Annotated in this window: 30 protein-coding genes; 17 read left to right on the forward strand and 13 right to left on the reverse strand. The window is 67.4% G+C overall.

Translation table 11 applies throughout. The features are described from left to right. Window positions 1-8: 8 nt before the first annotated feature. From QGN30_RS14990 to QGN30_RS15005, 4 genes are all read right to left on the reverse strand, one after another. Window positions 9-611, reverse strand: coding sequence for a YbhB/YbcL family Raf kinase inhibitor-like protein (locus QGN30_RS14990; RefSeq protein ID WP_043954846.1), 603 nt, complete (start codon window positions 609-611; stop codon window positions 9-11). Window positions 612-673: 62 nt separating this feature from the next. Beyond that, a complete protein-coding gene (locus QGN30_RS14995) occupies window positions 674-1,120 on the reverse strand; it encodes an SRPBCC family protein (protein ID WP_009955978.1) in 447 nt (148 codons plus the stop codon). 36 nt (window positions 1,121-1,156) lie between these two features. Then, window positions 1,157-1,573: an SRPBCC family protein gene (locus QGN30_RS15000; RefSeq protein WP_009955977.1), complete on the reverse strand. Its 417-nt coding sequence runs from the start codon at window positions 1,571-1,573 to the stop codon at window positions 1,157-1,159. Then, complete coding sequence (locus QGN30_RS15005) at window positions 1,570-1,896, reverse strand: ArsR/SmtB family transcription factor (RefSeq protein WP_009955976.1); 327 nt, start codon at window positions 1,894-1,896, stop codon at window positions 1,570-1,572. Before QGN30_RS15005 ends, QGN30_RS15000 begins: the two co-directional genes overlap by 4 nt. 91 nt (window positions 1,897-1,987) lie before the next feature. Between QGN30_RS15005 and QGN30_RS15010 the strand changes: the two genes are divergently transcribed. The 4 genes from QGN30_RS15010 to QGN30_RS15025 all read left to right on the forward strand — a co-directional run bounded on the left by QGN30_RS15010 (window position 1,988) and on the right by QGN30_RS15025 (window position 7,290). Further along, the gene (locus QGN30_RS15010) at window positions 1,988-2,701 is read left to right on the forward strand and encodes an MBL fold metallo-hydrolase (RefSeq protein ID WP_009955974.1); all 714 of its coding nucleotides are present in this window, start codon (window positions 1,988-1,990) and stop codon (window positions 2,699-2,701) included. A 136-nt stretch (window positions 2,702-2,837) separates the two neighbouring features. After that, window positions 2,838-5,126, forward strand: coding sequence for an isocitrate lyase ICL2 (aceA, locus tag QGN30_RS15015; RefSeq protein WP_008256786.1), 2,289 nt, complete (start codon window positions 2,838-2,840; stop codon window positions 5,124-5,126). A gap of 421 nt (window positions 5,127-5,547) precedes the next feature. Further along, window positions 5,548-5,958 (forward strand): hypothetical protein, encoded by a 411-nt coding sequence (locus QGN30_RS15020; protein ID WP_064893924.1) that lies wholly within the window; start codon window positions 5,548-5,550, stop codon window positions 5,956-5,958. Between the two features lie 168 nt (window positions 5,959-6,126). Next, window positions 6,127-7,290, forward strand: a complete 1,164-nt coding sequence (locus QGN30_RS15025) for an LLM class flavin-dependent oxidoreductase (RefSeq protein WP_009956988.1) — start codon at window positions 6,127-6,129, stop codon at window positions 7,288-7,290. A 59-nt stretch (window positions 7,291-7,349) separates the two neighbouring features. On the opposite strand, the gene QGN30_RS15030 is transcribed toward QGN30_RS15025, so the two are convergent. Next, window positions 7,350-7,817, reverse strand: a complete 468-nt coding sequence (locus tag QGN30_RS15030; protein WP_036459043.1) for an SRPBCC family protein — start codon at window positions 7,815-7,817, stop codon at window positions 7,350-7,352. Between the two features lie 199 nt (window positions 7,818-8,016). Here QGN30_RS15030 and QGN30_RS15035 point away from each other — a divergent pair, with 199 nt between their 5' ends. The 3 genes from QGN30_RS15035 (at window position 8,017) to QGN30_RS15045 (ending at window position 11,970) form a co-directional block, all read left to right on the forward strand. Further along, window positions 8,017-9,861: a fatty acyl-AMP ligase gene (locus QGN30_RS15035; RefSeq protein ID WP_014382571.1), complete on the forward strand. Its 1,845-nt coding sequence runs from the start codon at window positions 8,017-8,019 to the stop codon at window positions 9,859-9,861. 64 nt (window positions 9,862-9,925) lie between these two features. Continuing rightward, window positions 9,926-11,158, forward strand: coding sequence for a serine hydrolase domain-containing protein (locus QGN30_RS15040; protein WP_233042653.1), 1,233 nt, complete (start codon window positions 9,926-9,928; stop codon window positions 11,156-11,158). Between the two features lie 134 nt (window positions 11,159-11,292). Then, a complete protein-coding gene (locus QGN30_RS15045; protein WP_014380143.1) occupies window positions 11,293-11,970 on the forward strand; it encodes a hypothetical protein in 678 nt (225 codons plus the stop codon). Between the two features lie 7 nt (window positions 11,971-11,977). Here QGN30_RS15045 and QGN30_RS15050 read toward each other — a convergent pair whose 3' ends face one another. Continuing rightward, a complete protein-coding gene (locus tag QGN30_RS15050; RefSeq protein WP_009954866.1) occupies window positions 11,978-12,748 on the reverse strand; it encodes an SDR family oxidoreductase in 771 nt (256 codons plus the stop codon). A gap of 59 nt (window positions 12,749-12,807) precedes the next feature. Here QGN30_RS15050 and QGN30_RS15055 point away from each other — a divergent pair, with 59 nt between their 5' ends. Beyond that, window positions 12,808-13,284 (forward strand): nuclear transport factor 2 family protein, encoded by a 477-nt coding sequence (locus QGN30_RS15055; protein ID WP_009954865.1) that lies wholly within the window; start codon window positions 12,808-12,810, stop codon window positions 13,282-13,284. Window positions 13,285-13,441: 157 nt separating this feature from the next. Here the strand turns inward: QGN30_RS15055 and QGN30_RS15060 are convergent, their stop codons facing one another. Next, on the reverse strand, window positions 13,442-13,849 hold the full coding sequence (locus tag QGN30_RS15060) for a tautomerase family protein (RefSeq protein WP_009954863.1): 408 nt from the start codon (window positions 13,847-13,849) through the stop codon (window positions 13,442-13,444). Between the two features lie 149 nt (window positions 13,850-13,998). On the opposite strand from QGN30_RS15060, the gene QGN30_RS15065 reads away from it, so the two are divergent. Further along, the gene (locus tag QGN30_RS15065; RefSeq protein ID WP_009954862.1) at window positions 13,999-14,637 is read left to right on the forward strand and encodes a winged helix-turn-helix transcriptional regulator; all 639 of its coding nucleotides are present in this window, start codon (window positions 13,999-14,001) and stop codon (window positions 14,635-14,637) included. A gap of 25 nt (window positions 14,638-14,662) precedes the next feature. On the opposite strand, the gene QGN30_RS15070 is transcribed toward QGN30_RS15065, so the two are convergent. Both QGN30_RS15070 and QGN30_RS15075 read right to left on the reverse strand, forming a co-directional pair. Beyond that, the gene (locus QGN30_RS15070; RefSeq protein ID WP_009954861.1) at window positions 14,663-15,406 is read right to left on the reverse strand and encodes a DJ-1/PfpI family protein; all 744 of its coding nucleotides are present in this window, start codon (window positions 15,404-15,406) and stop codon (window positions 14,663-14,665) included. Window positions 15,407-15,424: 18 nt separating this feature from the next. Beyond that, complete coding sequence (locus QGN30_RS15075; protein ID WP_009954860.1) at window positions 15,425-16,375, reverse strand: GlxA family transcriptional regulator; 951 nt, start codon at window positions 16,373-16,375, stop codon at window positions 15,425-15,427. 121 nt (window positions 16,376-16,496) lie between these two features. On the opposite strand from QGN30_RS15075, the gene tpx reads away from it, so the two are divergent. After that, complete coding sequence (tpx, locus tag QGN30_RS15080) at window positions 16,497-16,991, forward strand: thiol peroxidase (RefSeq protein WP_009954859.1); 495 nt, start codon at window positions 16,497-16,499, stop codon at window positions 16,989-16,991. Between the two features lie 12 nt (window positions 16,992-17,003). On the opposite strand, the gene QGN30_RS15085 is transcribed toward tpx, so the two are convergent. Next, on the reverse strand, window positions 17,004-17,975 hold the full coding sequence (locus tag QGN30_RS15085; RefSeq protein ID WP_009954858.1) for an NAD(P)H-dependent flavin oxidoreductase: 972 nt from the start codon (window positions 17,973-17,975) through the stop codon (window positions 17,004-17,006). Beyond that, window positions 17,972-18,352: an NYN domain-containing protein gene (locus QGN30_RS15090; RefSeq protein WP_009954856.1), complete on the reverse strand. Its 381-nt coding sequence runs from the start codon at window positions 18,350-18,352 to the stop codon at window positions 17,972-17,974. The genes QGN30_RS15085 and QGN30_RS15090 overlap by 4 nt, the downstream gene beginning before the upstream one ends. Window positions 18,353-18,429: 77 nt before the next feature. On the opposite strand from QGN30_RS15090, the gene QGN30_RS15095 reads away from it, so the two are divergent. The 6 genes from QGN30_RS15095 (at window position 18,430) to QGN30_RS15120 (ending at window position 24,032) form a co-directional block, all read left to right on the forward strand. Beyond that, entirely contained in the window at window positions 18,430-19,614 is a 1,185-nt protein-coding gene (locus QGN30_RS15095; protein WP_248923090.1) for an acyl-CoA dehydrogenase family protein, read from the forward strand. A 62-nt stretch (window positions 19,615-19,676) separates the two neighbouring features. Next, window positions 19,677-20,579: an NAD-dependent epimerase/dehydratase family protein gene (locus tag QGN30_RS15100; RefSeq protein ID WP_248923089.1), complete on the forward strand. Its 903-nt coding sequence runs from the start codon at window positions 19,677-19,679 to the stop codon at window positions 20,577-20,579. Between the two features lie 19 nt (window positions 20,580-20,598). Continuing rightward, window positions 20,599-21,051 (forward strand): helix-turn-helix transcriptional regulator, encoded by a 453-nt coding sequence (locus tag QGN30_RS15105; protein WP_248923088.1) that lies wholly within the window; start codon window positions 20,599-20,601, stop codon window positions 21,049-21,051. A gap of 4 nt (window positions 21,052-21,055) precedes the next feature. Beyond that, the gene (locus QGN30_RS15110) at window positions 21,056-21,466 is read left to right on the forward strand and encodes a VOC family protein (protein WP_009954851.1); all 411 of its coding nucleotides are present in this window, start codon (window positions 21,056-21,058) and stop codon (window positions 21,464-21,466) included. Window positions 21,467-21,577: 111 nt separating this feature from the next. After that, on the forward strand, window positions 21,578-23,032 hold the full coding sequence (locus tag QGN30_RS15115) for an aldehyde dehydrogenase family protein (protein WP_009954849.1): 1,455 nt from the start codon (window positions 21,578-21,580) through the stop codon (window positions 23,030-23,032). Window positions 23,033-23,186: 154 nt separating this feature from the next. Further along, on the forward strand, window positions 23,187-24,032 hold the full coding sequence (locus tag QGN30_RS15120; RefSeq protein WP_009954848.1) for a class I SAM-dependent methyltransferase: 846 nt from the start codon (window positions 23,187-23,189) through the stop codon (window positions 24,030-24,032). A gap of 10 nt (window positions 24,033-24,042) precedes the next feature. On the opposite strand, the gene QGN30_RS15125 is transcribed toward QGN30_RS15120, so the two are convergent. Next, complete coding sequence (locus QGN30_RS15125; protein ID WP_014382560.1) at window positions 24,043-24,891, reverse strand: glycoside hydrolase family 16 protein; 849 nt, start codon at window positions 24,889-24,891, stop codon at window positions 24,043-24,045. Between the two features lie 253 nt (window positions 24,892-25,144). Between QGN30_RS15125 and QGN30_RS15130 the strand changes: the two genes are divergently transcribed. Further along, window positions 25,145-25,351 (forward strand): hypothetical protein, encoded by a 207-nt coding sequence (locus tag QGN30_RS15130; protein ID WP_131810880.1) that lies wholly within the window; start codon window positions 25,145-25,147, stop codon window positions 25,349-25,351. Between the two features lie 334 nt (window positions 25,352-25,685). Here the strand turns inward: QGN30_RS15130 and QGN30_RS15135 are convergent, their stop codons facing one another. Then, the gene (locus QGN30_RS15135; RefSeq protein WP_009954846.1) at window positions 25,686-25,985 is read right to left on the reverse strand and encodes a PE family protein; all 300 of its coding nucleotides are present in this window, start codon (window positions 25,983-25,985) and stop codon (window positions 25,686-25,688) included. Window positions 25,986-26,554: the final 569 nt, after the last annotated feature.

Raw genomic sequence — 26,554 nt, forward strand, 5'->3', positions numbered from 1 at the left:
CGAGCCGATCAGCCGCCGAACGCCCCGACGAGCTGCGCCTGCGCGGTCGCGGCGCCGGCGATCGTCTGCGCGGCCTGCACGCCCGCCAGGCCGCCGGGCAGCTGGTAGTCATTGGGAAGCTGATAGAGGGTGAACCGGTAACGATGCGTGCCTGTTCCGTTCGGGGGACAGGGACCCTGATACGCCGACTGGCCGGCCGTGTTCGGCAGAGTGGTTGCGCCGGCTGGGGTTTGGCCCTCGGCCGTGCTGCCGGGCCCGGGGGCGATTCCGATCACCACCCAGTGGACGTACAACCCGGCCGGGGCGTCGGGATCGTCGACGACGAGGGCCGCACCCAGCGGCGCCGACCACACCAACGGCGGTGCGACGTCGGCGCCCTTGCAGGTGTACTGCACCGGAATCGGCGCACCGTCGGCGAAGGCCGGGCTGCTGATCGTCAATGAGCCTCCGGCGGGCGCCTTGGGCGCCGTCTTGCCCAGCGTCGTGACCTTCGGCGCCGGAGACGACGTCGGGTGGCTATCCCCAGTTCCGCCGCAGCCGGTCAGCGGCCCCAGCAGCACCGCTGCTCCGATGAGCGCTGCGGTTCGGCGAAACACGTGCGACGAGTCCATGAAAACAGTCTGACCCGCGCGGGCGCGCCGCGAAAGCACCCGTTTCGGGGCGAGGGCCGCGGCTACTTGGCGCGCTTCTCGACTTCCAGTACCCGCTTGCGCAATCCCTCGGTGGCCGTGTCCATGAGGGTTTTGGCACCCCTCTTGACCAGGAATCCGGGAACGGGCGCCACCAGGTCGACGGTGAGGTCGAAGCGGACCCGGGTGGAGTCCCCCTCGGGAGTCAACGTGTACCGGCCCTCCTGAGCGCGTTGCTGTTTGGAGCTGATCAGGGTCCAGCCGACGCCATCGTCGTGAACGGTGTAGGCGAGCTCCTGTTCGTCGCTGACGCCGACGAGTTTGACCACCTGTCTGGATCGGGTCGGATGGTTTTGGTCGTCCCGCTCGAGCACCTCGACCTTTTTGTGCGCCGACGACCATTCGGTCAACGACTCGAGGTCGAACAGCACATCCAGGATTTCGTCGGGCGTCGCTTCGATGACGACTTCGCGGGAATCGGTGATAGCCATCTCGGGGAGATAGCCGGTGCGACGTCGCTCGAAACCCTAGGGGCTCACGTGAGCGACAACCCGCGTGAGCCGGGGGAGGACCACGTCCCGCCAGCCGGGTCCCATGCGTTCGAAGGCCTGCGCCATACGGCCGTCGTCGAGGTCAAAGCCGCTGTGCTCCAAGAACACTCGGGTGCCGGCGCCTTCGGCTTCCAGCCGCCAGGTCAGCGTCCAGGCCGTGGTGAACGTGTAGACGAAGCGGTGCGGCGCGTCGACCTCGAGCACCGTGCACGGCTGCTGGCCATAGCCCGGCATGTCGAGCGTGAACGTGTGTCCCACCACCGCGGCCACCTGCCCCTCGGCCCACCAGAGTTTCATCAGGGCGGGTTCGGTGAGCAACCGCCACACCTTCTCCGGTGGCGCCGCGACGAATTGATCCACCCGGATCGTCGCGAACCGTGACGTTGCGGTCATTCCAGCTCCTCTGCCACCTCGGCGAGCCGGGCAAGCCGGGCACGCCAGAACTTCTCGAACGGATGAAGCCACTCACCCAGCTCCGCCAGGGGCTCCGCGGTCAGGTGATAGATCCGATGGCGCCCCCGCGGCTCGTCGGCCACCAGCCTCGCGTCACGCAACACCTTGAGATGCTCGGCGACCGCGGGCCGGCTGAGTTCGAACCGCTCGCTGAGCTCCCCGGCCGACAATGGTTGCCGGAACAGGATCTCCAGCAGTTCACGCCGCACCGGGTTGGCCAAGGCGAGAAAGACGCGATCGACGCCAGTCACGGTCGACAACATATGTCGGACAATCCCGACATGTCAACTATTTCCGACACATCGTCCCGGCGCACCGCCGGCGCAGCCCACGCGTGGCCGCTACGTTGCTGGTGTGCATTTCGGCTGGGAAACGCTGTCCAGCGGCGTGCACCGCTGCCGGCTCTCGTTCTGCGATGTCACGATCGGCCTGGTGCGCGGCCGCACCGGAACGCTGCTCGTCGACTCGGGTACCACGCTGGCCGAGGCCGCCGCCATCGACGCCGACGTCCGACGGCTTGCCGGGCGGCCGGTGAGCCATATCGTGTTGACGCACAAGCACTTCGACCACGTCCTGGGCTCATCGTTCTTCGGCCGCGCGAAGATCTACTGCGCGCCCGAGGTCGTCGGGCACCTCCGATCGGCGACCGACCAGATCCGCGCCGAGGCGCTGCGGTACGGCGCCGACGCCACTGAAGTGGACGCGGCGATCGCCGCGTTACGCCCTCCGCGCCGCGGGGTCTACGACGCCAGCGTCGATCTGGGGGATCGGACGGTGACGATCACGCACCTCGGGCGCGGCCACACCGCCTCGGACCTGGTGGTGATCGCGCCCGCGACCAACGCCGGCGACAGGATGGTGGTGTTCGCCGGTGACCTGGTCGAGGAGTCCGCCGACCCGGCGATCGACGCCGATTCCGACGTGGCGGCCTGGCCGGCCACCCTCGGGCGACTGCTCGCCGTCGGCGGACCCGACGCCATCTACGTCCCGGGCCACGGCAAGGTCGTCGACGCCGCATTCGTGGCCCGTCAGCGGGACTGGCTTGCCCGGCGCGGAGGCGTCCCGTGATCGGTGGACCATCGAATGCGCTGTGCCCCAGTGGTTTTGCAACCGTTTCAGCCGAGTCTTTCGACTCCTGATTGAACCGCCCTTCGCGGGGATAGACTCACGTTCAGTGGAGTCGTGCCGGAGAGGGGCGTAAGACATGGCGATCATCGACAAGGACACACAAGTCCGGCCATCGTTCGACGACGAGGTCGCTGCCACGCAGCAATACTTCGACGATCCGCGCTTTTCCCGGATCACCCGCCTGTACACGGCCCGCCAGGTAGCCGAGCAGCGCGGCACCATCCCGACCGACTACACCGTGGCACGAAACGCGGCGGCGGCCTTCTACGAGCGGTTGCGCGAGCTGTTCGCCCAGAAGAAGAGCATCACGACGTTCGGCCCGTACTCGCCCGGCCAGGCGGTCGCGATGAAGCGGATGGGCATCGAGGGGATCTATCTGGGCGGCTGGGCGACCTCGGCCAAGGGGTCCACCACCGAAGATCCCGGACCCGACCTCGCCAGCTACCCGCTGAGCCAGGTGCCCGACGACGCCGCGGTGCTGGTGCGCGCCCTGCTGACCGCCGACCGCAACCAGCAATACCAGCGCCTGCAGATGAGCGAAAAGCAGCGCGCCGCGGCGCCGGTCTACGACTACCGGCCGTTCATCATCGCCGACGCTGATACCGGCCACGGCGGTGACCCGCACGTGCGCAACCTGATCCGCCGGTTCGTCGAGGTCGGCGTGCCCGGCTACCACATCGAGGACCAGCGCCCCGGCACCAAGAAGTGCGGCCATCAGGGCGGCAAGGTGTTGGTGCCGTCCGACGAACAGATCAAACGGCTCAACACCGCGCGCTTCCAGCTCGACATCATGAAGGTGCCGGGCATCATCGTCGCGCGCACCGACGCCGAGGCCGCCAACCTGCTGGACAGCCGGGCCGACGAGCGTGACCAGCCGTTCCTGCTCGGAGCCACCAACCTCAAGATCCCGTCGTACAAGTCGTGCTTCCTGGCGTTGGTGCGTCGCTTCTACGAGCTGGGCGTCAAAGACCTCAACGGCCACCTGCTGTACGCGCTGCCCGAAGGGGAGTACGCCGAGGCCACAGCTTGGCTTGAGCGCCAAGGGATCCAGGGCCTGGTCTCCGACGCCGTCAACGCCTGGCGCGAGGACGGTCAGCAGTCGATCGACGACCTGTTCGACCAAGTCGAGTCGCGGTTCGTGGCGGCCTGGGAGGACGACGCCGGCCTGATGACCTACGGCGAGGCCGTCGCCGATGTGCTCGCGTTCGCCGCCAGCGAGGGCGAACCGGCCGATATGAGCGCCGAGGAGTGGCGAGAGTTCGCCGCGACCGCCTCGCTCTACTCGGCCAGGGCCAAGGCGAAGGAGTTGGGCGTCGACCCCGGTTGGGACTGCGAACTTTCGAAGACGCCCGAGGGCTACTACCAGATCCGCGGCGGCATCCCGTACGCCATCGCCAAATCGCTGGCGGCCGCGCCGTTCGCCGACCTCTTGTGGATGGAGACCAAGACCGCCGACCTGGATGACGCCCGGCAGTTCGCCGACGCCATCCACGCCAAGTTCCCCGACCAGATGCTGGCCTACAACCTGTCCCCGTCGTTCAACTGGGACACCACCGGCATGACCGACGAGCAGATGAAGCAGTTCCCCGAGGAACTGGGCAAGATGGGTTTCGTCTTCAACTTCATCACCTACGGCGGACACCAGATCGACGGCGTCGCCGCCGAGGAGTTCGCCACCTCGCTGCAACAGGACGGCATGCTGGCGCTGGCCCGCCTGCAGCGCAAGATGCGCCTGGTCGAATCTCCTTACCGCACACCGCAAACCCTCGTCGGGGGACCGCGCAGCGACGCCGCGCTCACGGCCTCCTCGGGCCGCACCGCCACCACCAAGTCGATGGGCGAAGGCTCGACCCAGCACCAGCACCTGGTGCAGACCGAGGTGCCGAAGAAGCTGCTCGAGGAGTGGCTGGCGATGTGGAGCGAGAACTACGACCTCGGCGAGAAACTGCGGGTGCAACTGCGGCCCCGCCGCGCCGGCTCGGACGTGCTCGAACTCGGCATCTACGGGAACGACGACGAGCAGCTGGCCAACGTGGTCGTCGACCCGATCAAGGACCGGCACGGCCGCAGCATCCTTCAGGTGCGCGACCAGAACACCTTCGCGGAGAAGCTCCGCCAGAAGCGGCTGATGACCTTGATCCACCTCTGGCTGGTGCACCGCTTCAAGGCCGACGGGGTGATCTATGTGACGCCGACCGAGGACAACCTCTATCAGACCTCGAAGATGAAATCCCACGGCATCTTCAGCGAGGTCTACCAGGAGGTCGGCGAGATCATCGTCGCCGAGGTGAATCAGCCCCGCATCGCCGAACTGCTCAAGCCCGACCGCGTGGCGCTGCGCAAGCTGATCACCAAGGAGGGGTAGCCGCGGTTTCGGCTGCGGCCCTGGTCACGGGCTTGCGCGGCCGCCCACGCCCGATCGGAGGAAGGTCTACTTAGTGAGTATAAGGAATTTTCTAATTTACGAGTCAGACATTTCGCCCACGGGAAGGCCCGCACCCGGATACGATTTGTTTCGCCGATGGTCCATAGGCCCGAGATGGGCCATCGGCTTTTAAAAGCCTCGATGGTCATGTTCCCGCGTTCGCCAGATTCCCTTGTGCCGCTGCGGCTCCGCTCCACGGGATCGCGCACGCTCCACTTTCCCGGCCGGCCACGCCCACCCGCGTGACGGGCCATCCTTTTCCCGTCGCAATCTCGGCGCCGGAAGTAGTTTGCGCGCCGATGCCCCTGGGTAAGAAACAGTGGGCGCCGCGGTGTGGCGCAAGTGGAGATTGGGGGATCTGATGGGATCTGGACCGAGGACAACGGTCGCCCTTTTCGGCGGCGCGGCCATGCTCGTACTGGCGGTCGGCTGCGGCGGCGGTCATAAAGAGGGCCCGAGCAGCACCACCACCCCGACGACCACGCCCTCGTCGAGCGTCGCGCCCTCCACTGCGCCTGGTGAAGGCGGCGGCGGCAACGTGCCCGGCGGCCCGACCGGGGGCGGTGGCCCCGGTGGTGGCGGCGGCAGCGTCCCCGGCGGCCCGACCGGCGGCGGCGGCCCCGGTGGCGGCGGCGGCAGCATCCCCGGCGGCCCGACCGGCGGCGGTGGCCCCGGTGGCGGCGGCGGCAGCATCCCCGGCGTCGGCGGTGGCGGCGGTGGCCCGGGCGGTGGCGGCGGGTGCGTCGGCAACGTCTGCGGCGGCTACCCGTGATCAGCCACTGGCGTTGAGCCCGTTCTAGTTCGAAGTCCCAGACTTGTTTCGCTAGCCGGTGGGGCCATGGTTACCTGGCCCCACCGGCTGATAACTCTGGGGTTTTTTCTGGCTTCCCGCAGCGCCCGTTGAGCTATGGTTCGGGGGACTCGACTGCAAAGGGATCCCATGGGCAAGCTCAGGTTTGGATACTTCATCGCACCCTTTCATCGCGCGGGCACCAATCCGACGCTGGCCCTGCAGCGTGATCTCGCGTTCATCGAGCATCTCGACGCCCTTGGCTTTGACGAAGTCTGGTTGGGCGAGCACCATTCCGCCGGAAGCGAAATCATCAGCTCCCCGGAGATTTTCATCGCCGCCGCCGCCGAACGTGCAAAGCGAATCCGGTTCGGCACCGGGGTGATTTCGCTCTCGTATCACAATCCGCTGTGGGTCGCGGATCGGCTGATGCTGCTGGACCATCTCACCCACGGCCGCATCATCGGCGGTGTCGGGCCGGGCTCGCTGCCCAGCGACTCGTCGATGATCGGACTCACCCCCACCGACACGCGCGAGTTGCTGGAAACGAACCTCGACATCGTCGTGCGGCTGCTGGCGGGGGAGACGGTCAGCGCCAAAACGGCAACCCATCAGCTGTTCGACGCCAGGTTGCAGCTCGCCCCGTACTCCGATGGCGGGATCCCGCTGTCGGTCGCCGCGGTCGCGTCGCCGACGGGGGCGCGGCTGGCCGGCAAGCACGGCATCGGGCTGCTGTCCATCGGGGCGACGCTGACCGTCGAGGGCTTCAACGCGCTGTCGTACCACTGGGACATCGTCGAGGAGCGCGCGGCGACCTTCGGCGCGCAGGTCGATCGCCGCAACTGGAGCCTGGTCGGCCTGTTCCATCTCGCCGAGACAGAAAAGCAGGCCCGCGAAGAGGTCAAGTTCGGCATCGAGCCGTGGTTCCGGTACTTCCAGAAGGTGGCCGCGTTCCCGCAGATGACGATGCCGGGAGAACAGCTCGACGAGATGATCGACGTCATCAACGACAACGGCGCGGGCGTGATCGGCACGCCCGAGCGGGCGCGCGAGCAGGTGCAAAGGCTGTGGGATCAGTCCGGCGGGTTCGGTTGCATGCTGCAGATGGGTCACGAGTGGGCGAATCCGGCCGCCACCAGGCGATCCGCCGAATTGTTCGCCGCCGAAGTGATGCCGCACTTTCAGGGCCAGGCTCAGCCGACGCTGGACGCGGCGGCGCGCGCCGGGCAGGCGCGGGAGAGCCTCGCGCAGTCGCAGCTCGATGCGGTCGCGCACATGACCAAGAAGTATCAGGACGAGGTCGAGTCCAAGTAACGGCTTACCGACCCAACCGCCACGCGAGTGTGCTTCGCGGACCGCATATTTCGCGCTGACTAACGCCCGGCGTTCGACTCGCGCTCGGCCGCCTTCACCAAGCGGCCGGAGAAGAACCGCACCGCCCCGCCCATCGCGGCGCGCATCACCGGGCCGGTTCCGCGAACGCCCTCGGTGAATGAGCCGGTCCAGCGGATGTTAGTGCCGCCGGCCGCATTCGGCGTGAAGACCACCTCGCCGGCGTAGTCCTTGGCCGGGGTAGGCGGCCCCACCAGCTTGTAGGCGTGGCGGCGGTCCGGTTCGTACGCGACGGTCTCCTCCTGCACGAAGACGGGCCACATGCCCACCTTGCGGATGGCCCCGACCCCGCCCGGTGCGGGATCGCCCTCGCGGGCCCAACTCGAGCGCAACACGATTGGCTTGGCCCACTGCGACCAGTTGGCGCCATCAGCGACGAGCCGAAACAGCGTCTCGGCGGGTGCGCTGCTGGTACGGGTGATTTCGAAGGAGAACTTCCGGCCCGACATGACAACTCCTGGTGATAGCAAACCCTACGGCCTTCGATGGCCCTGGACGCCGCTCGCCGGTAGGCTACCGCCCGCCCGACCAGGACCCGGCCACGGGGCCACCTACACCTCACGGAATGAGCGAATGCGGCCGCCGCTCTTGGCGTTTCCCCATTCGTCGGCGTAGGGCCCGCCTGATCGGCTTGCCTAGACTGGCGGCATGGATCACGGTTCCCGGCGCGACGCCGGTGTCCCCGGGCTGCTCCGAATCGAGGACTGCCTGGACGGCGACGGGGGTATCGCGCTGCCACCCGGCGTCAACCTGATATCCCTGATCGACCGCAACATCGCCAACGTCGGTGACGCCGTCGCCTATCGCTACCTCGATTACAGCGGCCCGGGGGATGGCAAGGCCGACGAGGTGACCTGGACCCAGTTCGGTGTCCGGCTGGAAGCCATCGGCGCGCGCATCCAGCAAGTCGCGAGCCGTGGCGAGCGCGTCGCGGTCCTCGCGCCGCAGGGCATCGACTACGTCGCCGGGTTCTACGCGGCCGTCAAGGCCGGAGCCATCGCGGTCCCGCTGTTCGCCCCGGAATTGCCCGGGCACGCCGAGCGCCTGGATACCGCGTTGCGCGACTCGGAGCCCACGGCCCTGCTCACGACCACCGCCGCGCACGGCGCGGTCGCCAAGTTCCTGGCCGACCACCCCCACCTGGGCCGGGCGGAAGTGATCGCCATCGACCAGATCCCCGATGCGGCCGGCGAGTCGTTCGAGGCGACCGAGCTCGGCATGGACGACGTGTCGCACCTGCAGTACACGTCGGGATCCACCCGGCCGCCGGTCGGCGTGGAGATCACCCACCGTGCCGTCGGCACCAACCTGGTGCAGATGATCCTGTCGATCGACCTCTTGGACCGAAACACCCACGGCGTCAGCTGGTTACCGCTCTACCACGACATGGGTTTGTCGATGATCGGCTTTCCCGCCGTCTACGGCGGCCATTCCACGCTGATGTCTCCGGCCGCGTTCGTGCGCCGGCCATTGCGGTGGATCCAGGCGCTGTCCGACGGCTCGCGGCAGGGCAACGTCGTCACCGCCGCGCCGAACTTCGCCTACGAGTGGGCGGCACAGCGCGGCCTGCCCACCGGCGGCGAGGACATCGATCTGCGCAACGTGGTGATGATCATCGGCTCCGAACCGGTCAGCATCGACGCGATCAGGACCTTCAACAAGGCGTTCGCGCCATACGGGTTGCCCCGCACCGCGTTCAAACCGTCCTACGGCATCGCCGAGGGGACGCTGCTCGTCGCGACCATCGCCCCAACGGCGGAAGCGACGGCGGTGTACTTCGACCGCGAACAACTGGGCGCCGGGCACGCGGTCCGCGTTCCCGCCGACGCTCCCAACGCCGTCGCTCAGGTGTCCTGTGGCCAGGTGGCACGCAGCGAATGGGCCGTGATCGTCGACCCCGGCAAAGCAGCCGAATTGCCCGACGGTCAGGTGGGCGAAATCTGGTTGCAGGGCAACAACATTGGTCGCGGATACTGGGGCCTGCCCGAGGCGACTCGGCTGGCGTTCGGCGCCGAACTGCGATCGCGACGGACCGACGGCAGCCATGCCGACGGCGCCGATCTCCAACGGTCGTGGTTGCGCACCGGCGATCTGGGCGTGTACCTCGACGGCGAGCTGTACGTGACGGGGCGGATGGCGGACCTCATCACGATCGAGGGCCGCAACCACTATCCGCACGACATCGAGGCCACCGTCGCCGAAGCGTCCCCGATGATTCGGCGCGGATACGTGACGGCGTTTTCCGTACCGGCCGAAAACAACCCGGGTGCCGACCGGCTCGTCGTCGTCGCCGAACGTGCCGCCGGCACCAGCCGTCAGGACCCACAGCCGGCGATCGAGGCGATCCACGAGGCGGTCTCGCGGCGACACGGCCTGACGGTCTCGGACGTGCGCCTGCTGCCGGCCGGCGCCATCCCGCGGACCACCAGCGGCAAACTGGCCCGTCGGGCATGCCGCGCCGAATACCTCGGTGGCGGCCTAAGCGCCCACTGACCGGGGCGCCCAAACCGGCCCCGCGTGCGCACCCGGCTGGCTAATCTCCACTCGGAGGCGCCAGATGGTTCTCAAGATGACGGTGTCGCCGGACTTGATCGGCGGCGACGTGGATGCCGGCTACGGCAAGGTGGCCGACGCTTTCCGCGCGACTCTTCGCGGCGGCGCGGAAGTCGGCGCGGCCGTCGCCGTCTACCGCGACGGCGCCAAGGTGGTCGACCTGTGGGGCGGGTACCGGAATGGACTGACCAAGGATCCGTGGCGGCCCGACACGATGGTGAACATGTTCTCCACGACCAAAGGGGTGGCCGCCCTCGTCGTGGCGGTGGCGGTGTCCCGCGGACTCATCTTTTATGACGCCAAGGTCGCCGATTACTGGCCGGAATTCGCCCAATCGGGAAAGGCGGATGTCACGGTCCGCCAACTGCTGGGACATCAGGCCGGACTGTGTGCGCTCAAACCGAAGCCGACGCTGGCCGACGTGGCCGACCCTGAGCGGCTGTCGCCGATCCTGGCCGCCCAGACGCCGGCGTGGCGACCGGGCACCCGGCACGGATACCACGCGATCACGCTGGGCTGGTACGAATCCGAGTTGATCCGCCGCACCGACCCCGCCGGCCGCACCCTGGGCCGATTCCTGGCCGACGAGATCGTCACGCCGTCAGGACTCGACCTGCACATCGGCCTGCCGGACTCGGTCGACCGCACGCGAGTCGCCCACGTCCACAATTGGGTGCGGGCGGAAACACTTCTGCACCTGGGCGTGATGCCCCCCGGGTTCGTCGGCGCCTCGCTCAATCCCGTCGGCCTGACGGCACGCACCGTCGGGGTCCCACGGGGGGTCAACGCGTTCGACGGCGACTACAACCGCGACGACGTCCGGGCGGTCGAGATCCCGTCGGTCAACGGCATCGGAACCGCCAGATCGGTGGCGCGCATGTACGGCAGCGCCGCCGCCGGCGGCGCCGAGGTGGGGCTGAGCGCCGCCACGCTCGAGTCCCTGGCGGCGCCGGCGATCTCGCCGAGTCAGGGCGTGCGCGACAAGGTGATGCACGTAGACGTGGCGTATTCGCTCGGCTTCTGTAAGCCGGTGCCGCACTTCACATTCGGTTCATCGGACAAGGCCTTCGGCACCCCCGGCTTCGGCGGCTCCTTCGGATGTGCGGACCCCGACACCGGCATCGGCTTCGCCTACGTCATGAACCGGCTCGGGTTTCACCTGTGGAGCGACCCCCGTGAACTCGCGTTGCGGCAGGCGTTGTTTCGCGATGTGCTCGGGGCGCGCCCACAGAGTTGACCGGATTCGTGCGGCGTCGAGTGTGGGCCCCAGGGACGCGAACCGCACCGGATTCGTCCGTAGTCCCCACGCTCGGCGGCGGGTGCGCCCGCAGAGTGACCGAACACCGACCGTCCTGATGGCATCCTGGCCATGTGGGCTTGCTATTCCGGTTGGCGGAGCTGCTGATCGTGATCCTGCCGCTGACGGGCGCGATCGTGGCCGCGGCGCGCGCGTTCGGCGCCTACCGGCGGCGCGCCGACGAGCAGCCGCGGGAAGCCGACCGGGCGCCACTGCCCGACGCGCCCGCCGGCGGGGCCGCCGCCAACAACCACGCGGCCCGGTGGCGCGCGATCCGGCGCGTCCTCGACGAGCACAACCGCACCGATGATCGTTGGCTCGAGTACGAACTCGACGTCGCCAAGCTGCTGGACTTTCCGCTCATGACCGACATGCGCGATGCGCTGACGGTCGCGTTCCACAAGGCCAAACTCCGCGCCGACTTCCTGCGGCCCGCCAAGGCCGAAGATCTGCTCGACGATCGGGAAGCCGCCGCCCAATACATGGCAGCCGTCGAGGATTACGCGACCGCGTTCAACGCCGCGGAGGCCGAAGCGATGCGCCGACGCCGCAACGATTTCTCCCAGGCGGATCAGCAACGGATTGCCCGCGCCCAGAGTCTGCTTCGGGTGGCCGCCGACCCCGCGGCGGCGGCGCACGAACGTCAGCGCGCCTACGAGGTTGCCCGCAGCGAACTCGACGGCATTTTGGTGCTGCCGTCCACTGCGCAGGCGAAGATCGAACGCGGGATCTCCGGCGAGATCGAGCGGTGACGAAGCGCTACGGGCAGCTGTATCCGCCGTCGATCACGAGGTCCGAACCGGTCATGTAGCTGGACGCCTCGCTGGCCAGGTACAGGTAGAGGCCGGTGAGTTCCTCGGGCCGGCCGATGCGGCCGAGCGGAATCTTGGGCTCCCACAGGCGGTGATACTCCTCGAGGGGCTCGACGAGCTCGGTGAGGATGTAGCCGGGGCTGACGCTGTTGACCCGAATGTTGTGGGGCGCGAATTCGACTGCCATCGCCTTGGTCAGGTGGATGACGGCCGCCTTGGAGGCGCAGTAGTGGCCGACCTGCTGCGGGACGTTGATGATGTGGCCGGACATCGAGGCGGTGGTGATGATGGCGCCACCGTGTCCCTGGCGGACCATCGCCCGGGCCGCCGCCTGGGCGGTGAGAAAGACTCCGGTCACGTTGGTGTCCTGGATGCGCTGGAACTCCTCCGGCGACATCTCCAGCATCGGCGTGACGGCGATGATCCCGGCGTTGCACACGGCGACGTCGATGCCGCCCAACTCCGCGGTCACCCGGTCCACCATGGTGCCCACCTGGTCCGGTTGGGTCACGTCGCAACGGATCGGCACCACGTTGCCCTCCCCGGCTGCGGCCAGCTCGGCGGCGACGCGTTGCAAGGCTTCGAAATTCCGTGCCGCAAGGGCCACCTGGGCGCCGGCTTGCAGATACGCCTGGGCCACCTTCTTGCCGATGCCGCTCGACGCCCCGGTCACCAACGCGCGCTTGCCGCGCAAGTCGAACAGGTCCCACACGTTCATTCGATAACCCTATTCGCAACGGGCAACCCGAAACCGAAACACGTTCTAGTGTGTCCGCTATGGGCAAATTCACCAGGGCAGAAATCGACAAAGCCGTCGAGAACTACACCAAGGTCGTCGAGGGGTGCAGCGCGTCGGGCGACTGGCGTCCCTTCGCGGATCTGTTCACCGAAGACGTCGTCTACACCGAGCATCACTACGGCGTCTTCCACGGGCGCGAGGCGGTCCGGGACTGGATCGTCGCGGTGATGGCGCCGTTTCCGCACATGCGCTTTCCCAACGACTGGATCGCCCACGATGAGGACAACGACGCCGTCGTCGTCATGATCAAGAACCTGCTGGACCATCCCACCGATCCGGACGGCGAACCGTTCTGGTTCCCCAACTGGACCCGGCTGGTCTATGCCGGGAACGGCCTGTTCTCCAGCGAGGAGGACATCTACAACCCGGACCGTGATGCGCCCGGTGTCGTCGCGGCATGGATGCAGGCCGGCGGGCAGCTCGCCACGACCGAGATCCTGCAGCCCAACGCCTAGGCGTCGCCGGCCACAAGCTGCAAGGCGTGCTGCGCGCCAAAGCATTTCGAAAAGCTGACGCCGACCGGCGTCCCCGCGCACCGTACCGGCTTGGACCAGAGCACCGCGTCTGCACCCCGGTCCAAGCCGATCGGCGAGTCCGCTGCCGTGCGGGATCTCAGCGGTTCAGCGCGGCGACCGCTTCAACGATTTCCGGCTTGTCGGATTGAAGGCTGCCCCTCCAGCCGACGTCGCGTAACGGGTAGTGATTGATCAACACGAGAACTTCGTCGATGTTGGCGATCCCGTCGTAGGCCGCGCCGACGGCCGACTCGATCTTTTGCACCAACTTCCTCTTGGCGTCGAGGTTCGCCAGTTCGGGCGCTTCCAAGGAAACCACCGGTCGGATCGGCTCGGCTCGCACGCGACCATCTTGGGACACGTTGTCAGCCGAGTACTCCCGCAGCCATCCGCGGGTATCGGGGATGGGATAGGCCTCATCGAGCGCATCGGTGATCTCCTTCAGCATTTTTTGCTTGGCGTTCGGTGGCGCACCGATCGGTGCGTCAACGGTGAATACGGGCATGACTCTCTCTCCTTGATGGTCGTCCGAGTGGACACGTTCGATGCTAATCCGACTACTTGGAATTTCCAAGTATGAACTTGGGTAATCCAATTAGCACTGGTAGACTGCCGTTCATGGCAGGGAAACGCAGGTACGACACCGGGTGCGCGGTGGCCCACGCGCTGGATTTGGTCGGTGAGCGTTGGGCGTTGTTGGTGGTTCGCGAGCTGCTGCTCGGCCCAAAACGTTTCACGGATCTGCTGGCCGGCTTGCCCGGCGCCAGTCCGGACATGCTTACCCAGCGATTGCGCGAGCTCACCGACGCGCAAGTCGTGCTCCGGCGTCGGCTCAACCCGCCCAGCGCGTCCTGGGTCTACGAATTGACGCCGTGGGGGGCCGAATTGGCGCCGACCGTGCTCGGGCTGGCCCGCTGGGCCAGCCGCTCACCGTCCATGCCTTACGACGCTCCGCTGAGCGTCGACTCCCTGATGCTTTCCCTGACAGCCCTTTTCGACCGACGAGCCGCAGCCGGATTGGACGCGACAATCGCAATCCATCTGAGCGGTCAACCCTTTCGGCTCCGCATCACCGGCGGCGAGCTCAGCCTCACGCGCGGCGAGGACGATCACCCGGACGCCACCCTGGTAACTGATCAGGCCACGCTCCTGTCGCTGCTCCGCACCGACAATGGGCTCGACGGGATGGTCGAGGACGGGTCGCTACGCATCGTCGGCGACCGCGCCGTCGTGGAGAGGTTCCGGCGCCTGTTTCCCTTGCCGGCTCCTGTCGAACCTGCGCCTGACGCGTGAAGCTCACGGCGCGCAGTCGGCGGTGCTAGGCGGGGAAACGAACCGGCTGGCGCCTGCGCCGCCGCGACCGGACCCTACCCAGCGCCTGCTCCCAGGCCAGCAACGTCGTGGCCTTGACGTTGGCGGGCTTCACGCTGTCCTTGGACAGCAGCGCCGTCGCCGCGGCCTTCGTGGTCGCAGACGCCTTCGACATGTGGCCCGAGTCGAACGGCGGCTGCGGGTCGTATTCGAGCGCGAGTTGGATTGCCTTGGCGCGGTTTTCGCCACCGATCTGTCCGGCCAGCCACAGCGCGAGGTCGAGGCCGGCGGACACACCCGCGCTGGTGACGATGTCGTCCTGGTGCACGATCCGTTCGTCGGCCACGGGGATGGCGCCGAAGGCCTTCAGCGCGGGAATCGTCAGCCAGTGCGACGTCGCCCGCCGCCCGTCGAGCAGGCCCGCGGCGGCCAGGATGACCGAGCCCGAGCACACCGACGCCGTCCAGCGTGCGGTGCGGTGCGCGCGGCGCAGCCAGTCGAGCAGCGCGTCATCGCGGGCATGGACCGGGGTCGAGGGACCTCCGGGGACGAGAATCACGTCGGGAGAGGGTGTTTCGGCCAGGGTGTGCGTGGCGCCGATGACCAGCACGCCGGAGTCGGCGGTGATCGGTCCGGCCTCGTGCCAGACGAACCGCACCTGCGCGCCCGGCAGGTTGCGCAGCACCTCGTAGGGGCCGATCATGTCCAGCGCGGTGAATCCTGGGTAGGCCACGAAGGCGATTTGGGTCATGAGTGTCGTCCTTTCCGGCTAAGCGAAGGCCTTGCGGTACTGGTCGGGCGAAATGCCCACGCGGCGAAGGAAATTGCGGCGCATCGTCTCCGCGGTTCCGAAGCCGCATCGGGCGGCGATTGCGACGACGGTGTCGTCGGTCTCCTCCAACTGCCGGCGCGCGGCCTCGGTGCGGATGCGCTCGACGTACTGGCCGGGCGCCTCGCCGATTTCGGCGGTGAACACCCGGGTGAAGTGGCGCGGGCTCATCGCCGCCCGGCGGGCCAGGTCGTCGACGCTGTGCGAACCGCCCGGCTCGGCCTCGATGGTCTCCTGCACCTCGCGGATCGAGTCGCGGCGGGCCCGCGGCATCCACACCGGCGCCGCGAACTGCGTCTGCCCGCCGGGGCGGCGCAGATGCAGCACGAGCCAACGAGCCACCGTCTGCGCGACCTCGGTGCCGTGGTCCTCCTCGATCAGCGCGAGCGCAAGGTCGATGCCCGCCGTGACGCCCGCCGCGGTCCACACGGTCTCGGAGCTCCGGACGAAGATCGGGTCGGCGTCGACCTCGATGGCGGGGAACTCGCTCGCCAACCGCTCGGCGAAGGCCCAGTGGGTGGTCACCCGCTGCCCGTCCAGCAGCCCCGCCTGGGCGGCCAGGAACGCGCCGGTGCACACCGTCACCATGCGCCGGGCATGTCCGGCGACGGCCTTGACCCAGGCGACGAGCTCGGCATCGGCGCGCGCCGCGTCGATGCCGCCGCCTCCGGGCAGCACGACCGTGTCGATCGAGTCGCCCGGGTCCGGCAACGGCGCCGCGACGAAGGCCAGCCCGGTAGCCGTCGACACTGGTTGGCCGTCGACCGAGGCGACGGTGACGTCGTAGCTGCCGCCCGTCAACAGCGACGCGGTCGTGAAGACGTCATGAGGCCCGATCACATCGAGCGCCTGCACGCCGGGATAACCGGCGATCACCACCTTGCGAGGCATGAACCCAGTGTTGGACACGCGACGGCCTGGCGTCTACGCCATGCACCCCACCAATTAGGACACGCGGGCCTGCGCCCACCCTGCCCCATCGCGCTCGCGGCAGTGTTGGCAGACTGTGCGCATGGCACAGATAACGTTGCGTGGAAACCCGATCAACACAGTCGGCGAGCTGCCCCCCGTCGGATCCAAAGCCCCGGGCTTCAGCCTGACGGGCGGCGATCTGGCCCCGGTCAGCAGCGAGCAGTTCGGCGGTAAGCCCGTGGTGCTCAACATCTTTCCGTCCGTGGACACCCCGGTCTGCGCGACCAGTGTGCGGACATTCAACGAGCGCGCCGCCGGGGGCGGGGCGACCGTCGTGAACGTCTCGAAGGATCTGCCGTTCGCGCAGGCGCGATTCTGTGGCGCCGAGGGCATCGAGAACGTCAAGACCGCGTCGGCGTTCCGGGACAGCTTCGGCGAGGACTACGGCGTCACCATCGCCGACGGCCCGATGGCGGGGCTGCTCGCGCGGGCCATCGTGGTGATCGGCGCCGACGGCAACGTCGCCTACACCGAACTGGTGCCCGAGATCGCGCAGGAGCCCAACTACGACGCGGCGCTGGCCGCGGCGGGCTGATCTCGCGGCACGCTAGGCGCGCGCCTCGCCGCCGACCGTCCCGAGGCGGTCGGCGGTGGCGGCGAGCACCTCGCGGCAGCCTTTCCACATCTGATCGATGATGTCGGCGGCCGGGGGCAGGTCGTCGATACGACCCGCCACCTGGCCGGTATTGGCGACGCTGGCGTCCAGGTCGCCGTCGAAATAGAGCCGCTGCACGCGTTGCAGCGCCGCGGCGCCCTCGCCGGCAGACGTCGCGGCGTCCAGCCGCTCGGCCGCGGGCGTGCGGATGACGCGCATCATCCGTTTGCCGTCGAGGGGGAGCATTACTGTGCCCGTCTCGTCGGCGTCGACGACCGCTTGCTTGAGATTGCCGTGCACCGGCGAATCCGCCGAGGCGAGTAACCGCGTGCCCATCTGCACCGCTTCGGCGCCCAGGACGAAAGCGGCCGCCATCGACCGGGCGTCGCAGATCCCGCCGGCGGCCACGATCGGAACGTCGACGTGGGCCGCCACCAAGGGCAGCAGCACCATGGTGGAGGCGCCGAAGCGGTTCTTGAAGCCGCCGCCCTCGACGCCTTCGACCACGAGCCCGTCCACGCCGGCGTCGACGGCCTTGCGGGCCGCGGCCAACGTGCCCACCACGTGGAAGACCGTGATGCCCGCGTCGTGCAGCCGATCGGTGAACAGCGAGGGGTCCCCGGCCGAGGTGGTCACGAACCGAATGTCGTTGGCGACAAGTAAATCCAGCATGGCGGGATCACGGTTGAACAGCAGCGCGATGTTGGCGCCCACGGCGCCGTCGGTCAGGTCGCGCACGCGCCGCAGGTCGGCTCGGCCTTGATCCGAGGTGGTCTCGATGATGCCGAGGCCCCCGGCGTTCGACACCGCCGCGGCCAGCTGGGCGCCGGCGATGTAGGTCATCGGGGCCTGCATGATCGGGATGTCGATGCGCGCGAGCGCGCAGACCCGGTTGGGTACGGGGCCCGGCGCGCCGGCGGTCATCGGTCCCGCGGATCGACAAGGTCGCGAAAGCTTTCCGACCGATGGACGGACGCCCCCAGGCTTCGCACCCGCTCGGTCAGCGCGCGGTCGGATGTCACCACCCGAATGTCGCGCGGCGCGGCGTCGGCCGCGACCAGCCGGACGATCTCGTCGTCGGCCGAGTTCGCGGCCGCCCTGGGGGCGTGGGCAATCTCGACCGCCGACGACGCGATCACCCTCGACGGCGGTCGCTCAAAAACCACTGTCACCGTTTCTCCTTGACTCGAGGCCCATCGATCCAGGCGCTCCACCAATGCGACCATCGCACCCTCGCGGTCCTTCCACCAACCGTCGGGGCGGCTTCCGATCACATTCATGCCGTCGACGATCCAGCGCACAACCCACACCGTAAACGACGTGCCGCGACGGCCGATTTTCGTTCTCAAAGCCATGGCCGGTTGATACGGTCACCCCCATGACGTCGATCGCCGACACCGAAGACCGGGTCGTCTCGCTCGCGCGCGGCATGCGCGAGCTGGTGGCTGCCCAGGCCCCCGAATCCGAACGCATGCGCACCCTGACTCCGGCGATCGTCGACGAGATGTGGGCCAGCGGGCTGATGTCGGCGTTCAACCCCGTCGCCGCCGGCGGCGTCGAGCCGTCTTTCACCGAGATGATCGAGACCTGGATCGAAATGGCTTGGCAGGACGGGTCGTTCGGCTGGGTGGGGATCGCCAATCTGCCGTCGTCCTTCGCCGCCGCCGCATACCTGCCGGACGAGGGCTTCGCCGAGGTGTTCGCCGCCCACGACAACCGCGTCACCATGGGCGGTCAATTCTTTCCCAACGGACAGGGAACCGCCGTCGACGGCGGCTACGTCGTCACCGGGGTGTGGAACTTCGGTTCGGGAATCGGGCACTCGCACTACGTTGCCGCCGGATTCCTGCCGATGGACAACGGCGAGATGCGCTGGATCAGTGAAGGTTTCCCCGAGATGCGGGTCGCTGTCATTCCCCGCTCCGAGATCAGCTTCGACGACGGCTGGTATGTCCAGGGGCTCAAGGGAACCGGGTCCTACGATTACAGCGCCACCGACGTGTTCGTCCCGGCAGGCCGCACGTTCGAACTGTTCACCCGGCAGCCGCACCGGGGATCGTCGCCGGCCACCCGGATGGGCCTGATGCCCGTCACCGCGGCCGGGCACGCGTCGTGGGCCCTGGGCGTCGCCAAGAGCATGCTCGACGACGTTCAGGAGCTGGCCGCGACGAAATTCCGGATGAGTGACATGGCGTCGCTGGCCAGCCGCCCGACCTTCCAGAAAGGGCTGGCACATCACCGCGCGGCCTGGCGTGCGGCCCGGCTGCTGGTGCTCGACGCGTTCACCACCGCCGAGGCGGCGGTGGCCTCGGGGGAGGAGCTGACACCGGCCCTGCGCGCCGACATGCGGGTGGCCGCCGTCTTCGCCACCGACACCGCCCGAAGCTGCGCCGAGTGGGCCCATCTCGTCGCCGGGACCACCTCGATCCGGGAGGGCAGCCGGCTCGAGCGCGCCTTCCGTGACATCTACACCGGCACCCAGCACGCCTTCATCAGCGAGAAGGTGGCCATCGACGCCGCGCAGATATGGCTGGGCATCATCGACGACCAGCCCGGGCTGTGATCCGCCGGCCAACGTTGACGGATCCACTGACGGCCCAACGGCTCCTCGCTAGCATTGCCCCCATGCGCGGCTCGAAGATCCTGATCACCGGTCCAACCGGTCAAATCGCGACCCCCATCGCCCGGGCGCTCGCGGCCGACAACGAAGTGTGGGGGATCGCCCGCTTCACCGATCCCGCCGCGCGACAAGGCCTCGAGGCGGCCGGAATTCGATGCGAGACAGTGAATTTGGCCGCCGGCGACTTCAACGGTATCCCAAAGGATTTCGATTACGTGCTCAACTTGGCGGTGGCCAAGAGCGGCAGCTGGGACAAGGACCTGGCGGCCAACGCGGAGTCGGTGGGCCTGCTCATGGCCCACTGCCGCGAGGCGAAGGCCTTCCTGCATTGTTCGTCGGCCGCCGTCTACGACCCCCCGGACGACGACCCCCGCAGCGAGCGCTCCGCCCTGGGGGACAACCACAAGCCGGTGTTTCCCACCTATTCCATCTCCAAAATCGCCGGGGAGGTGGTCGCCCGTTCGGTGGCCCGTGTCATCGGACTGCCCACCACGATCGCCCGGCTCAACGTCCCCTACGGCGACAACGGCGGGTGGCCGTTCTACCACATGGAGATGATGCTGGCCGGCATCCCGATCCCCGTGCCGCCCGGCGAACCCGCCCGCTACAACCCGATTCACGAGGACGACATCATCGCCACCATCCCCAAGCTGCTTCAGGTCGCGTCGGTCCCGGCCACCACCGTCAACTGGTGCGGTGACCAGACCGTCAGCCTGCAGGAGTGGTGTGACTACCTCGGCTCGCTGGTCGGCAAAGCGCCGATCTTCGAGCCCAGCGACCAAGCGCTGCGCGGCAACCCCACCACCGTCGACAGGATGCACGAGCTCATCGGCAGCACCACGGTCGACTGGCGCGAGGGAATTCGCCGCATGGCGGCCAAGTTCCACCCGGAACTTGTCGGCGTCTAACCGATTGCGGTAGCCCGGAGTGACCGGCAGAGCGGGCGCGACGGCGCAGCGGCTGCGGACCCTTGTTCTGTTGCGCCGCGTCCGGGACCGAATCGACCGGGACTACACGCAGCCGTTGAACGTCGAAGCGCTGGCCCGTGACGCGCACATGTCCGCCGGCCACCTCAGCCGCGAATTCCGTTCTGCCTACGGCGAATCGCCGTACTCCTACTTGATGACGCGACGCATCGAGCGCGCGATGGCGCTTCTTCGTCGCGGCGACCTGAGCGTCACCGAGGTCTGCTTCGCGGTCGGCTGCTCGTCATTGGGCACCTTCAGTAGCCGGTTCACCGAATTGGTGGGTGTACCACCCAGCACCTATCGCCGGCAGTCAACCGATGCGCTGGCCGGCGTACCGCCATGCGTGGCCAAACAGGTGTCGAGACCGATCAGGAATCGAGAAGCAGCCGCCGGCGGGCCGGACCTAGCCTGACCGCATGAACATCACCATTCACTCGAGCTTCCTTCCCCATGACGATCCGGAAGCGTCACTCGCCTTCTATCGCGACGTTCTCGGCTTCGAAGTCCGCCTCGACGTCGGCAAGGGCGCGATGCGCTGGATCACGGTCGGCCCGCCGAACCAGCCGGACACCTCCATCGTCTTGAACCCCCCGGCCGCCAACCCGGGCCTCACCGACGACGAGCGCCGCACCATCGCCGAGATGATGGCCAAGGGCAGCTACGCCACACTGTTGCTGGCCACCAAGGATTTGGACGGCACCTTCGAACAGCTCCAGGGCAATGACGTCGAGATCGTCCAGGAGCCCACCGACCAGCCGTACGGCCTTCGCGACTGCGCCGTGCGCGATCCCGCGGGCAACCTCATTCGTATCCAAGAACTGCGCTGAGCCCATCCGCCTGCGAATGCTTGACCAGCCGTGTGCAGAATGCTAAGCAAGTGCTCAGCACTGAGCGCATTCGGCGCTGGTTGCGACGACTGGCAAGACGAAAGGGATCAGATGACGGTGCAGGCGGTACTGGACGACCTTCGAAAGCGACCCGGAACGGGTGACGTCATCACGGTCATCGATCCCGCGACCGAGGAGACGATCACCGAGTTCACCGACTGCGGGCAGGAAGCGGTCAACGAGGCCGCCGCGCGGGCGAAGGCGTCGTTCGAGTCGGGTGTCTGGTCCGACCTTCCCGGCCGCGAGCGGGCCAAGATCTTGTGGCGGATTGGGGATTTGATCGACGAACACGCCGAAGAGTTCGCCCAACTCGACTCCCTGAACACGGGAATGCCCTTGATGCAGGCCCAGTTACAGATGTCCACCTGTTCGGAGTTCTTCCGCTACTACGCCGGTTGGTGTTCGAAGATCAACGGCGTCGCCTACGACGTCAAGACCGACGGCATCGCGACCGACAACTACGTCAACATGCACGCCTACACGCTCAAAGAGCCGTACAGCGTGGTGGGGCTGATCTTCCCGTGGAACGGCCCGATCTTCAACGCCAGCGCGAAACTCGCGCCGGCCCTGGCCGCGGGCGGCAGCCTGCTCGTCAAGCCCGCCGAGGAGACGCCGCTGTCGGCGCTGTTGTTGGACAGGCTCATCCACGAGGCCGGCGTTCCCGAGGGCGTCGTCAACCTGCTGACCGGCTACGGCCACACCGCGGGCGCCGCGATCACCGCGCACCCCGACGTCGAAAAGGTCGCCTTCACCGGTTCGACCGAGGTCGGTAAGGAGATCGTGCGTGCGTCGGCGGACAACCTGAAGAAGGTCACGCTCGAACTCGGCGGGAAATCGCCGGTGCTGATCTTCGACGACGCCAACCTGGACAACGCCATCATGATGGCGTCGCTGGGCATCTTCGTGCACTCCGGCCAGGGCTGCGTGTGCGGGTCGCGCATCTTCGCCCAGCGCGGGGTCTACGACCGGGTCGTGGAAGGCATTGCGATGATGGCGAATTCGTTCAAGCTGGGCGCCCCGAGCGAAGAGGGCTGCGTCAGCGGCCCGCTGATCAGTCAGAAGCAGCTGAACCGGGTGATGGGATTCATCGACGAAGGCAAGAAGGACGGCGTGGAAGTGGTCACCGGGGGCCACCGCCTGGACCGCAAGGGCTACTTCGTCCACCCGACGGTGCTGACCAACGTGGACCCGGGCATGCGCCTGTACCAGCAGGAGATCTTCGGGCCGGTGGTCACCATCCTGCCGTTCGACGACGAGGACGAGGCCGTGGCCCTGGCCAACGACACCACCTACGGCCTGGCGGCCACCGCGTGGACGGAGAACCTCGGCCGGGCCCACCGCATCATGAGGCGGCTGCAGGCCGGCAGCGTTCAGGTCAATTGCCAGTTGGTCTTCGACCACGATGTGCCCTTCGGCGGCTACAAGCAGTCCGGCTGGGGCCACGAGTTCGGCAAAGAGGGCCTGGAGATCTACCTGAAGACGAAGTCGGTCTGGGCGCAGCTGTAGATCCCGGTCGGACCCCGCCGCGGGCAATCCGACGTGCGAGAGTGCAACTGCCGACACGCTTTCCGAGAGAGACCGTCGGAGTCGCACTCTCGCGCGAAAGCCGCGCGGACGGGGCCGGTCAGTAGGGCGGCAACGAGGTGCTATAACGCAACGTATGTCTGGCCCCGCGCACGCGATCACCCATGTTTCGGACACGGCCCGGTGGACGGCATTGCACCGGGCCACCGAATCGGCGCGCCCCGACGCGTTGTTCAGCGACCCGCTCGCCGGACTCCTGGCCGGTGACCACGGCCGCGCGATCGTCGACAACGTGCCCCGCACGACCCGCAATGGCTGGTGGCTGGTCGCGCGGACCAAGATCATCGACGACGCCATCGCCGACGCGATCGCCGACGGATGCGACCGGGTGCTGAATCTGGCCGCCGGGCTGGACACCAGGCCGTACCGGCTGGACCTTCCCCCCGACTTCGTCTGGGTGGAAGCGGATCTGCCGAAGCTGCTCGCCGAAAAGACGCAGGTGCTCGCCGAGCAGGTGCCGCGCTGCCGGTTGACGCGAACCGCCGTCGATCTCGCCGACCCTCAGGCCCGCGACGCCTTCCTGAACGAGGCGCTCGACGGCGCAACCAAGGCGCTGGTGCTGACCGAGGGCCTGCTGATGTATCTGGACGACGCTGACGTGACCGCCCTTTCCGCGGCGATCACGCGGCCCGAGGTCCACTGGTGGATGCTCGACTTCGCCGGGCCCGGTTTGAAGAAGATGATGAACAAGAAGATGGCGGGCATGTTGCAGAACGCGCCGTTCAAGTTCGCACCCGAGAACGGGCTGGCCTACTTCGAAAACCTCGGCTGGCGCACCGTCGACGTGCAAGCGCTGTATGTGGCCGCCCACCGCATGCGTCGCCTACCGCTGGTGATGCGCCCGCTCGCGTGGCTGCCGCAGCCGGATCCCCGCCGTCCGGGTGGCCGGGCCTGGAGCGCGACCGCCCTGCTGACGCACTGAGCGCGCCCGTCTACCAGACGCGGATCCAGTCGATGAGCATGTCGGCGGGGTAGGTGCCGGGGCCGGGGTCACCGCCACCCGAGCCGGCCACCGCCAGGTTGAACACCGGATAGGCCGTGTAACCCGCCCCGTTGAACGGCCAATCGGGCAGGGCACTGGCCGGCACGTCGAAGTAGGGTTGCGCGCCGTCGGCGTAGTCCTTCCAGAACCGGATGCCGGCCTCGTCCCACTGGCATCGCCAGGTGTGCCATGCGCTGTCCACCGCGATGTTGTGGGTCTTCCACTCGCCCCCGTTGGCCTTGGCGTGGACGGTGGTGGCCGAGGGCCAGTTGCCGTTGCCGTACCACTCCATGACATCGATCTCGCCCTGGTCGTCGTTGCCCAGCCAGTAGGCGGGCCAGGCGCCCGCGGTCAGGCAGTTCAGCTTGATCCGGGCTTCCCAGGTGTGGCCGACCCCGCCGCGCCAGGTGCTCTGAACCTTGCCGCTGTAGTAGGTGGGTCCGTCCTTGGCGGCGCGCAGGACCAGATTGGACTTGCCGTCCAGGAACACGTTCCGGCGATCATCGCGGTACTGGCCGATGTTCTCGGGTCGCTCCCAATAGGTCGGGTCCTTGATCGTCTCGCGGGCTTTCGCCACCACCCACTTGGACGCATCGGGTGCAGAACCGGCAGGGCCGTCGAATTCGTCGGCGAATATGTAGGTCCCGGACTGGCCGCTGGGCGCGGCGGGCGCCGGTATCCGACCGGCGGGTTCATCCCGTCCGGCCGGGGAGGCCCAGGTTTTCGGGGCCGGCAGCGCGGCTGCCAGCACCCCGATTCCGGTTGTCAAAATCATGCGGCGGCGATCGATCTCCGGCATAAGCAAGGGACCCTAGCAGCCGGCCGTGCACGACGGTAAACGGGAATTGTCGGAGCCTGCCGCTACGGTTCGAATCACGGTCGGCCGAGCGCGGGCCGGCGGCACGGCAGCGGCACCCGGATGAGATTTGGGAATTCACGGTCAATTCTCATCTCGGGGGATGGTTTGGTCTCAGGATTCGGCGGGCATTCTGGGATCACGATCCAATAACCACTGTCCTAGCTTTGCGGGTGGTCTGAGAGGAGTGACGATCGTGGCGAATACCCAAGAAGGCACGGTTATTTTCCTTCAGTCCCACCCGGTATGGGCCGCCGCCCAACGTCGTGAACGCGAACGTAGCGAAGCGATGCGTCGCCATCCTTCGTTTCGGACCCGTCAGCGCGCAGCGGTCTCGGGCAATGCGGTTATTCCCTTGATCCGCAATTTCAAGGCCTACTCGAGCACAAACACCCCGGCCTGATCTCTTTCGGGTTCGCTGGGTGCCTGGCCATCACGCGCACCCCACGCGCCTACCCATGGCCCGGCGCAGATACGTCCGTGGGCGGCGGCGACGGAGTCCAGCGCATCACCCCCTTATCCTCGACCGCTTGGCCGCCGCAGCCGCCGCGGCCGCGGACACCAAACCTTTCACGAATGTCGTCACGTGAACAATGGCGTTGTCGATCATCGTGTATTGCGAGATATAGTCCTCGATTGATTTGAGCGTAGTTTGGCACTCGCCAATGCGTTTTACGCGCCCCTGTTACCGAATTCTCTTGGCCGCCGCGACGGCAGATCCCCGGACGCCCGAACGCTCACTCCGCCGACGACGTGTTGGCCGCCTCGATCGCCGCATAAGAGCCGGCGCTGGCGGCCAGCATCACCACCATCAGGTCTTGGATCGCGGCCGCGCGCGCACTCAGTTCCTGAAACCGTTGAGCATGAGCCGCAAATCGCACCGCGGTCAACATTGAAACCTCATCTGCCGCGGCCGGAACGACCGCGACCGTCGGGGCCGCCGCGGCGGTGTTCTCGGCTTTGAGTGCCGCGCCGATCGATTGCAGGTTTGCGGCCGCGGCCGACAGCTTGTCTGGAGCAGAAGATGCGGACGACATCTGACTTCCCTTCAGTGGACTGGACCCCGGACGAACACACCGACGTGTCCGGTTGCCCCGACACGGTATTTATCGCGAAGCGACACGTTCAACGCGTCCGCTGCAGTGAAAAAGGGCTGAACTTTGCCTTTCATACACGCTCTCATTGATTTTAATTGGCCCGACTGTGGTTCGATAAACTCAACGACGGGAGCGCTGAATTTGCTATGGAAATATATGTTCACGACGCGAAAACATATACTGTCGCTGAACATATGTGTCCTATTTGAATAGTTGTTCAGACATTGACGCCGCGCGACTTTGGAGGGTTCGTCGACCTAAGCGGGGCGGCGGCCACACCCCGCGGTCGCGGTATTTACACGCATCCCCAGAGCTACTACCGTTTGTAGTAGTCGCTAGTTGGGAGAAGCCGATGTCCGGCAACTGGGATGCGGTGACAACACAGCGTCCGATACCAACGGCGACGATCGGGTTCGTCGCCGCCTTTGCAGTGCACGCGATCGACCATTTCCGGCGCGGGATGTCGGCATCGCCGCCGGCGGTCATGGTCGGCGGAACGATCCAGGGCC

The organism is Mycobacterium sp. 3-98 (genome assembly GCF_035918355.1).
GTDB lineage: Bacteria > Actinomycetota > Actinomycetes > Mycobacteriales > Mycobacteriaceae > Mycobacterium > Mycobacterium intracellulare.

What these genes read in the sequence shown, in the direction of transcription:
- QGN30_RS14990 (WP_043954846.1), bottom strand. Translation starts at nt 611, where the DNA reads ATGGACTCGTCGCACGTGTTTCGCCGAACCGCAGCGCTCATCGGAGCA.
- QGN30_RS14995 (WP_009955978.1), bottom strand. Translation starts at nt 1,120, where the DNA reads ATGGCTATCACCGATTCCCGCGAAGTCGTCATCGAAGCGACGCCCGAC.
- QGN30_RS15000 (WP_009955977.1), bottom strand. Translation starts at nt 1,573, where the DNA reads ATGACCGCAACGTCACGGTTCGCGACGATCCGGGTGGATCAATTCGTC.
- QGN30_RS15005 (WP_009955976.1), bottom strand. Translation starts at nt 1,896, where the DNA reads ATGTTGTCGACCGTGACTGGCGTCGATCGCGTCTTTCTCGCCTTGGCC.
- aceA (WP_008256786.1), top strand. Translation starts at nt 2,838, where the DNA reads ATGGCGATCATCGACAAGGACACACAAGTCCGGCCATCGTTCGACGAC.
- QGN30_RS15020 (WP_064893924.1), top strand. Translation starts at nt 5,548, where the DNA reads ATGGGATCTGGACCGAGGACAACGGTCGCCCTTTTCGGCGGCGCGGCC.
- QGN30_RS15025 (WP_009956988.1), top strand. Translation starts at nt 6,127, where the DNA reads ATGGGCAAGCTCAGGTTTGGATACTTCATCGCACCCTTTCATCGCGCG.
- QGN30_RS15030 (WP_036459043.1), bottom strand. Translation starts at nt 7,817, where the DNA reads ATGTCGGGCCGGAAGTTCTCCTTCGAAATCACCCGTACCAGCAGCGCA.
- QGN30_RS15035 (WP_014382571.1), top strand. Translation starts at nt 8,017, where the DNA reads ATGGATCACGGTTCCCGGCGCGACGCCGGTGTCCCCGGGCTGCTCCGA.
- QGN30_RS15040 (WP_233042653.1), top strand. Translation starts at nt 9,926, where the DNA reads ATGGTTCTCAAGATGACGGTGTCGCCGGACTTGATCGGCGGCGACGTG.
- QGN30_RS15050 (WP_009954866.1), bottom strand. Translation starts at nt 12,748, where the DNA reads ATGAACGTGTGGGACCTGTTCGACTTGCGCGGCAAGCGCGCGTTGGTG.
- QGN30_RS15055 (WP_009954865.1), top strand. Translation starts at nt 12,808, where the DNA reads ATGGGCAAATTCACCAGGGCAGAAATCGACAAAGCCGTCGAGAACTAC.
- QGN30_RS15060 (WP_009954863.1), bottom strand. Translation starts at nt 13,849, where the DNA reads ATGCCCGTATTCACCGTTGACGCACCGATCGGTGCGCCACCGAACGCC.
- QGN30_RS15070 (WP_009954861.1), bottom strand. Translation starts at nt 15,406, where the DNA reads ATGACCCAAATCGCCTTCGTGGCCTACCCAGGATTCACCGCGCTGGAC.
- QGN30_RS15075 (WP_009954860.1), bottom strand. Translation starts at nt 16,375, where the DNA reads ATGCCTCGCAAGGTGGTGATCGCCGGTTATCCCGGCGTGCAGGCGCTC.
- tpx (WP_009954859.1), top strand. Translation starts at nt 16,497, where the DNA reads ATGGCACAGATAACGTTGCGTGGAAACCCGATCAACACAGTCGGCGAG.
- QGN30_RS15085 (WP_009954858.1), bottom strand. Translation starts at nt 17,975, where the DNA reads ATGACCGCCGGCGCGCCGGGCCCCGTACCCAACCGGGTCTGCGCGCTC.
- QGN30_RS15095 (WP_248923090.1), top strand. Translation starts at nt 18,430, where the DNA reads ATGACGTCGATCGCCGACACCGAAGACCGGGTCGTCTCGCTCGCGCGC.
- QGN30_RS15100 (WP_248923089.1), top strand. Translation starts at nt 19,677, where the DNA reads ATGCGCGGCTCGAAGATCCTGATCACCGGTCCAACCGGTCAAATCGCG.
- QGN30_RS15110 (WP_009954851.1), top strand. Translation starts at nt 21,056, where the DNA reads ATGAACATCACCATTCACTCGAGCTTCCTTCCCCATGACGATCCGGAA.
- QGN30_RS15115 (WP_009954849.1), top strand. Translation starts at nt 21,578, where the DNA reads ATGACGGTGCAGGCGGTACTGGACGACCTTCGAAAGCGACCCGGAACG.
- QGN30_RS15120 (WP_009954848.1), top strand. Translation starts at nt 23,187, where the DNA reads ATGTCTGGCCCCGCGCACGCGATCACCCATGTTTCGGACACGGCCCGG.
- QGN30_RS15125 (WP_014382560.1), bottom strand. Translation starts at nt 24,891, where the DNA reads ATGCCGGAGATCGATCGCCGCCGCATGATTTTGACAACCGGAATCGGG.
- QGN30_RS15135 (WP_009954846.1), bottom strand. Translation starts at nt 25,985, where the DNA reads ATGTCGTCCGCATCTTCTGCTCCAGACAAGCTGTCGGCCGCGGCCGCA.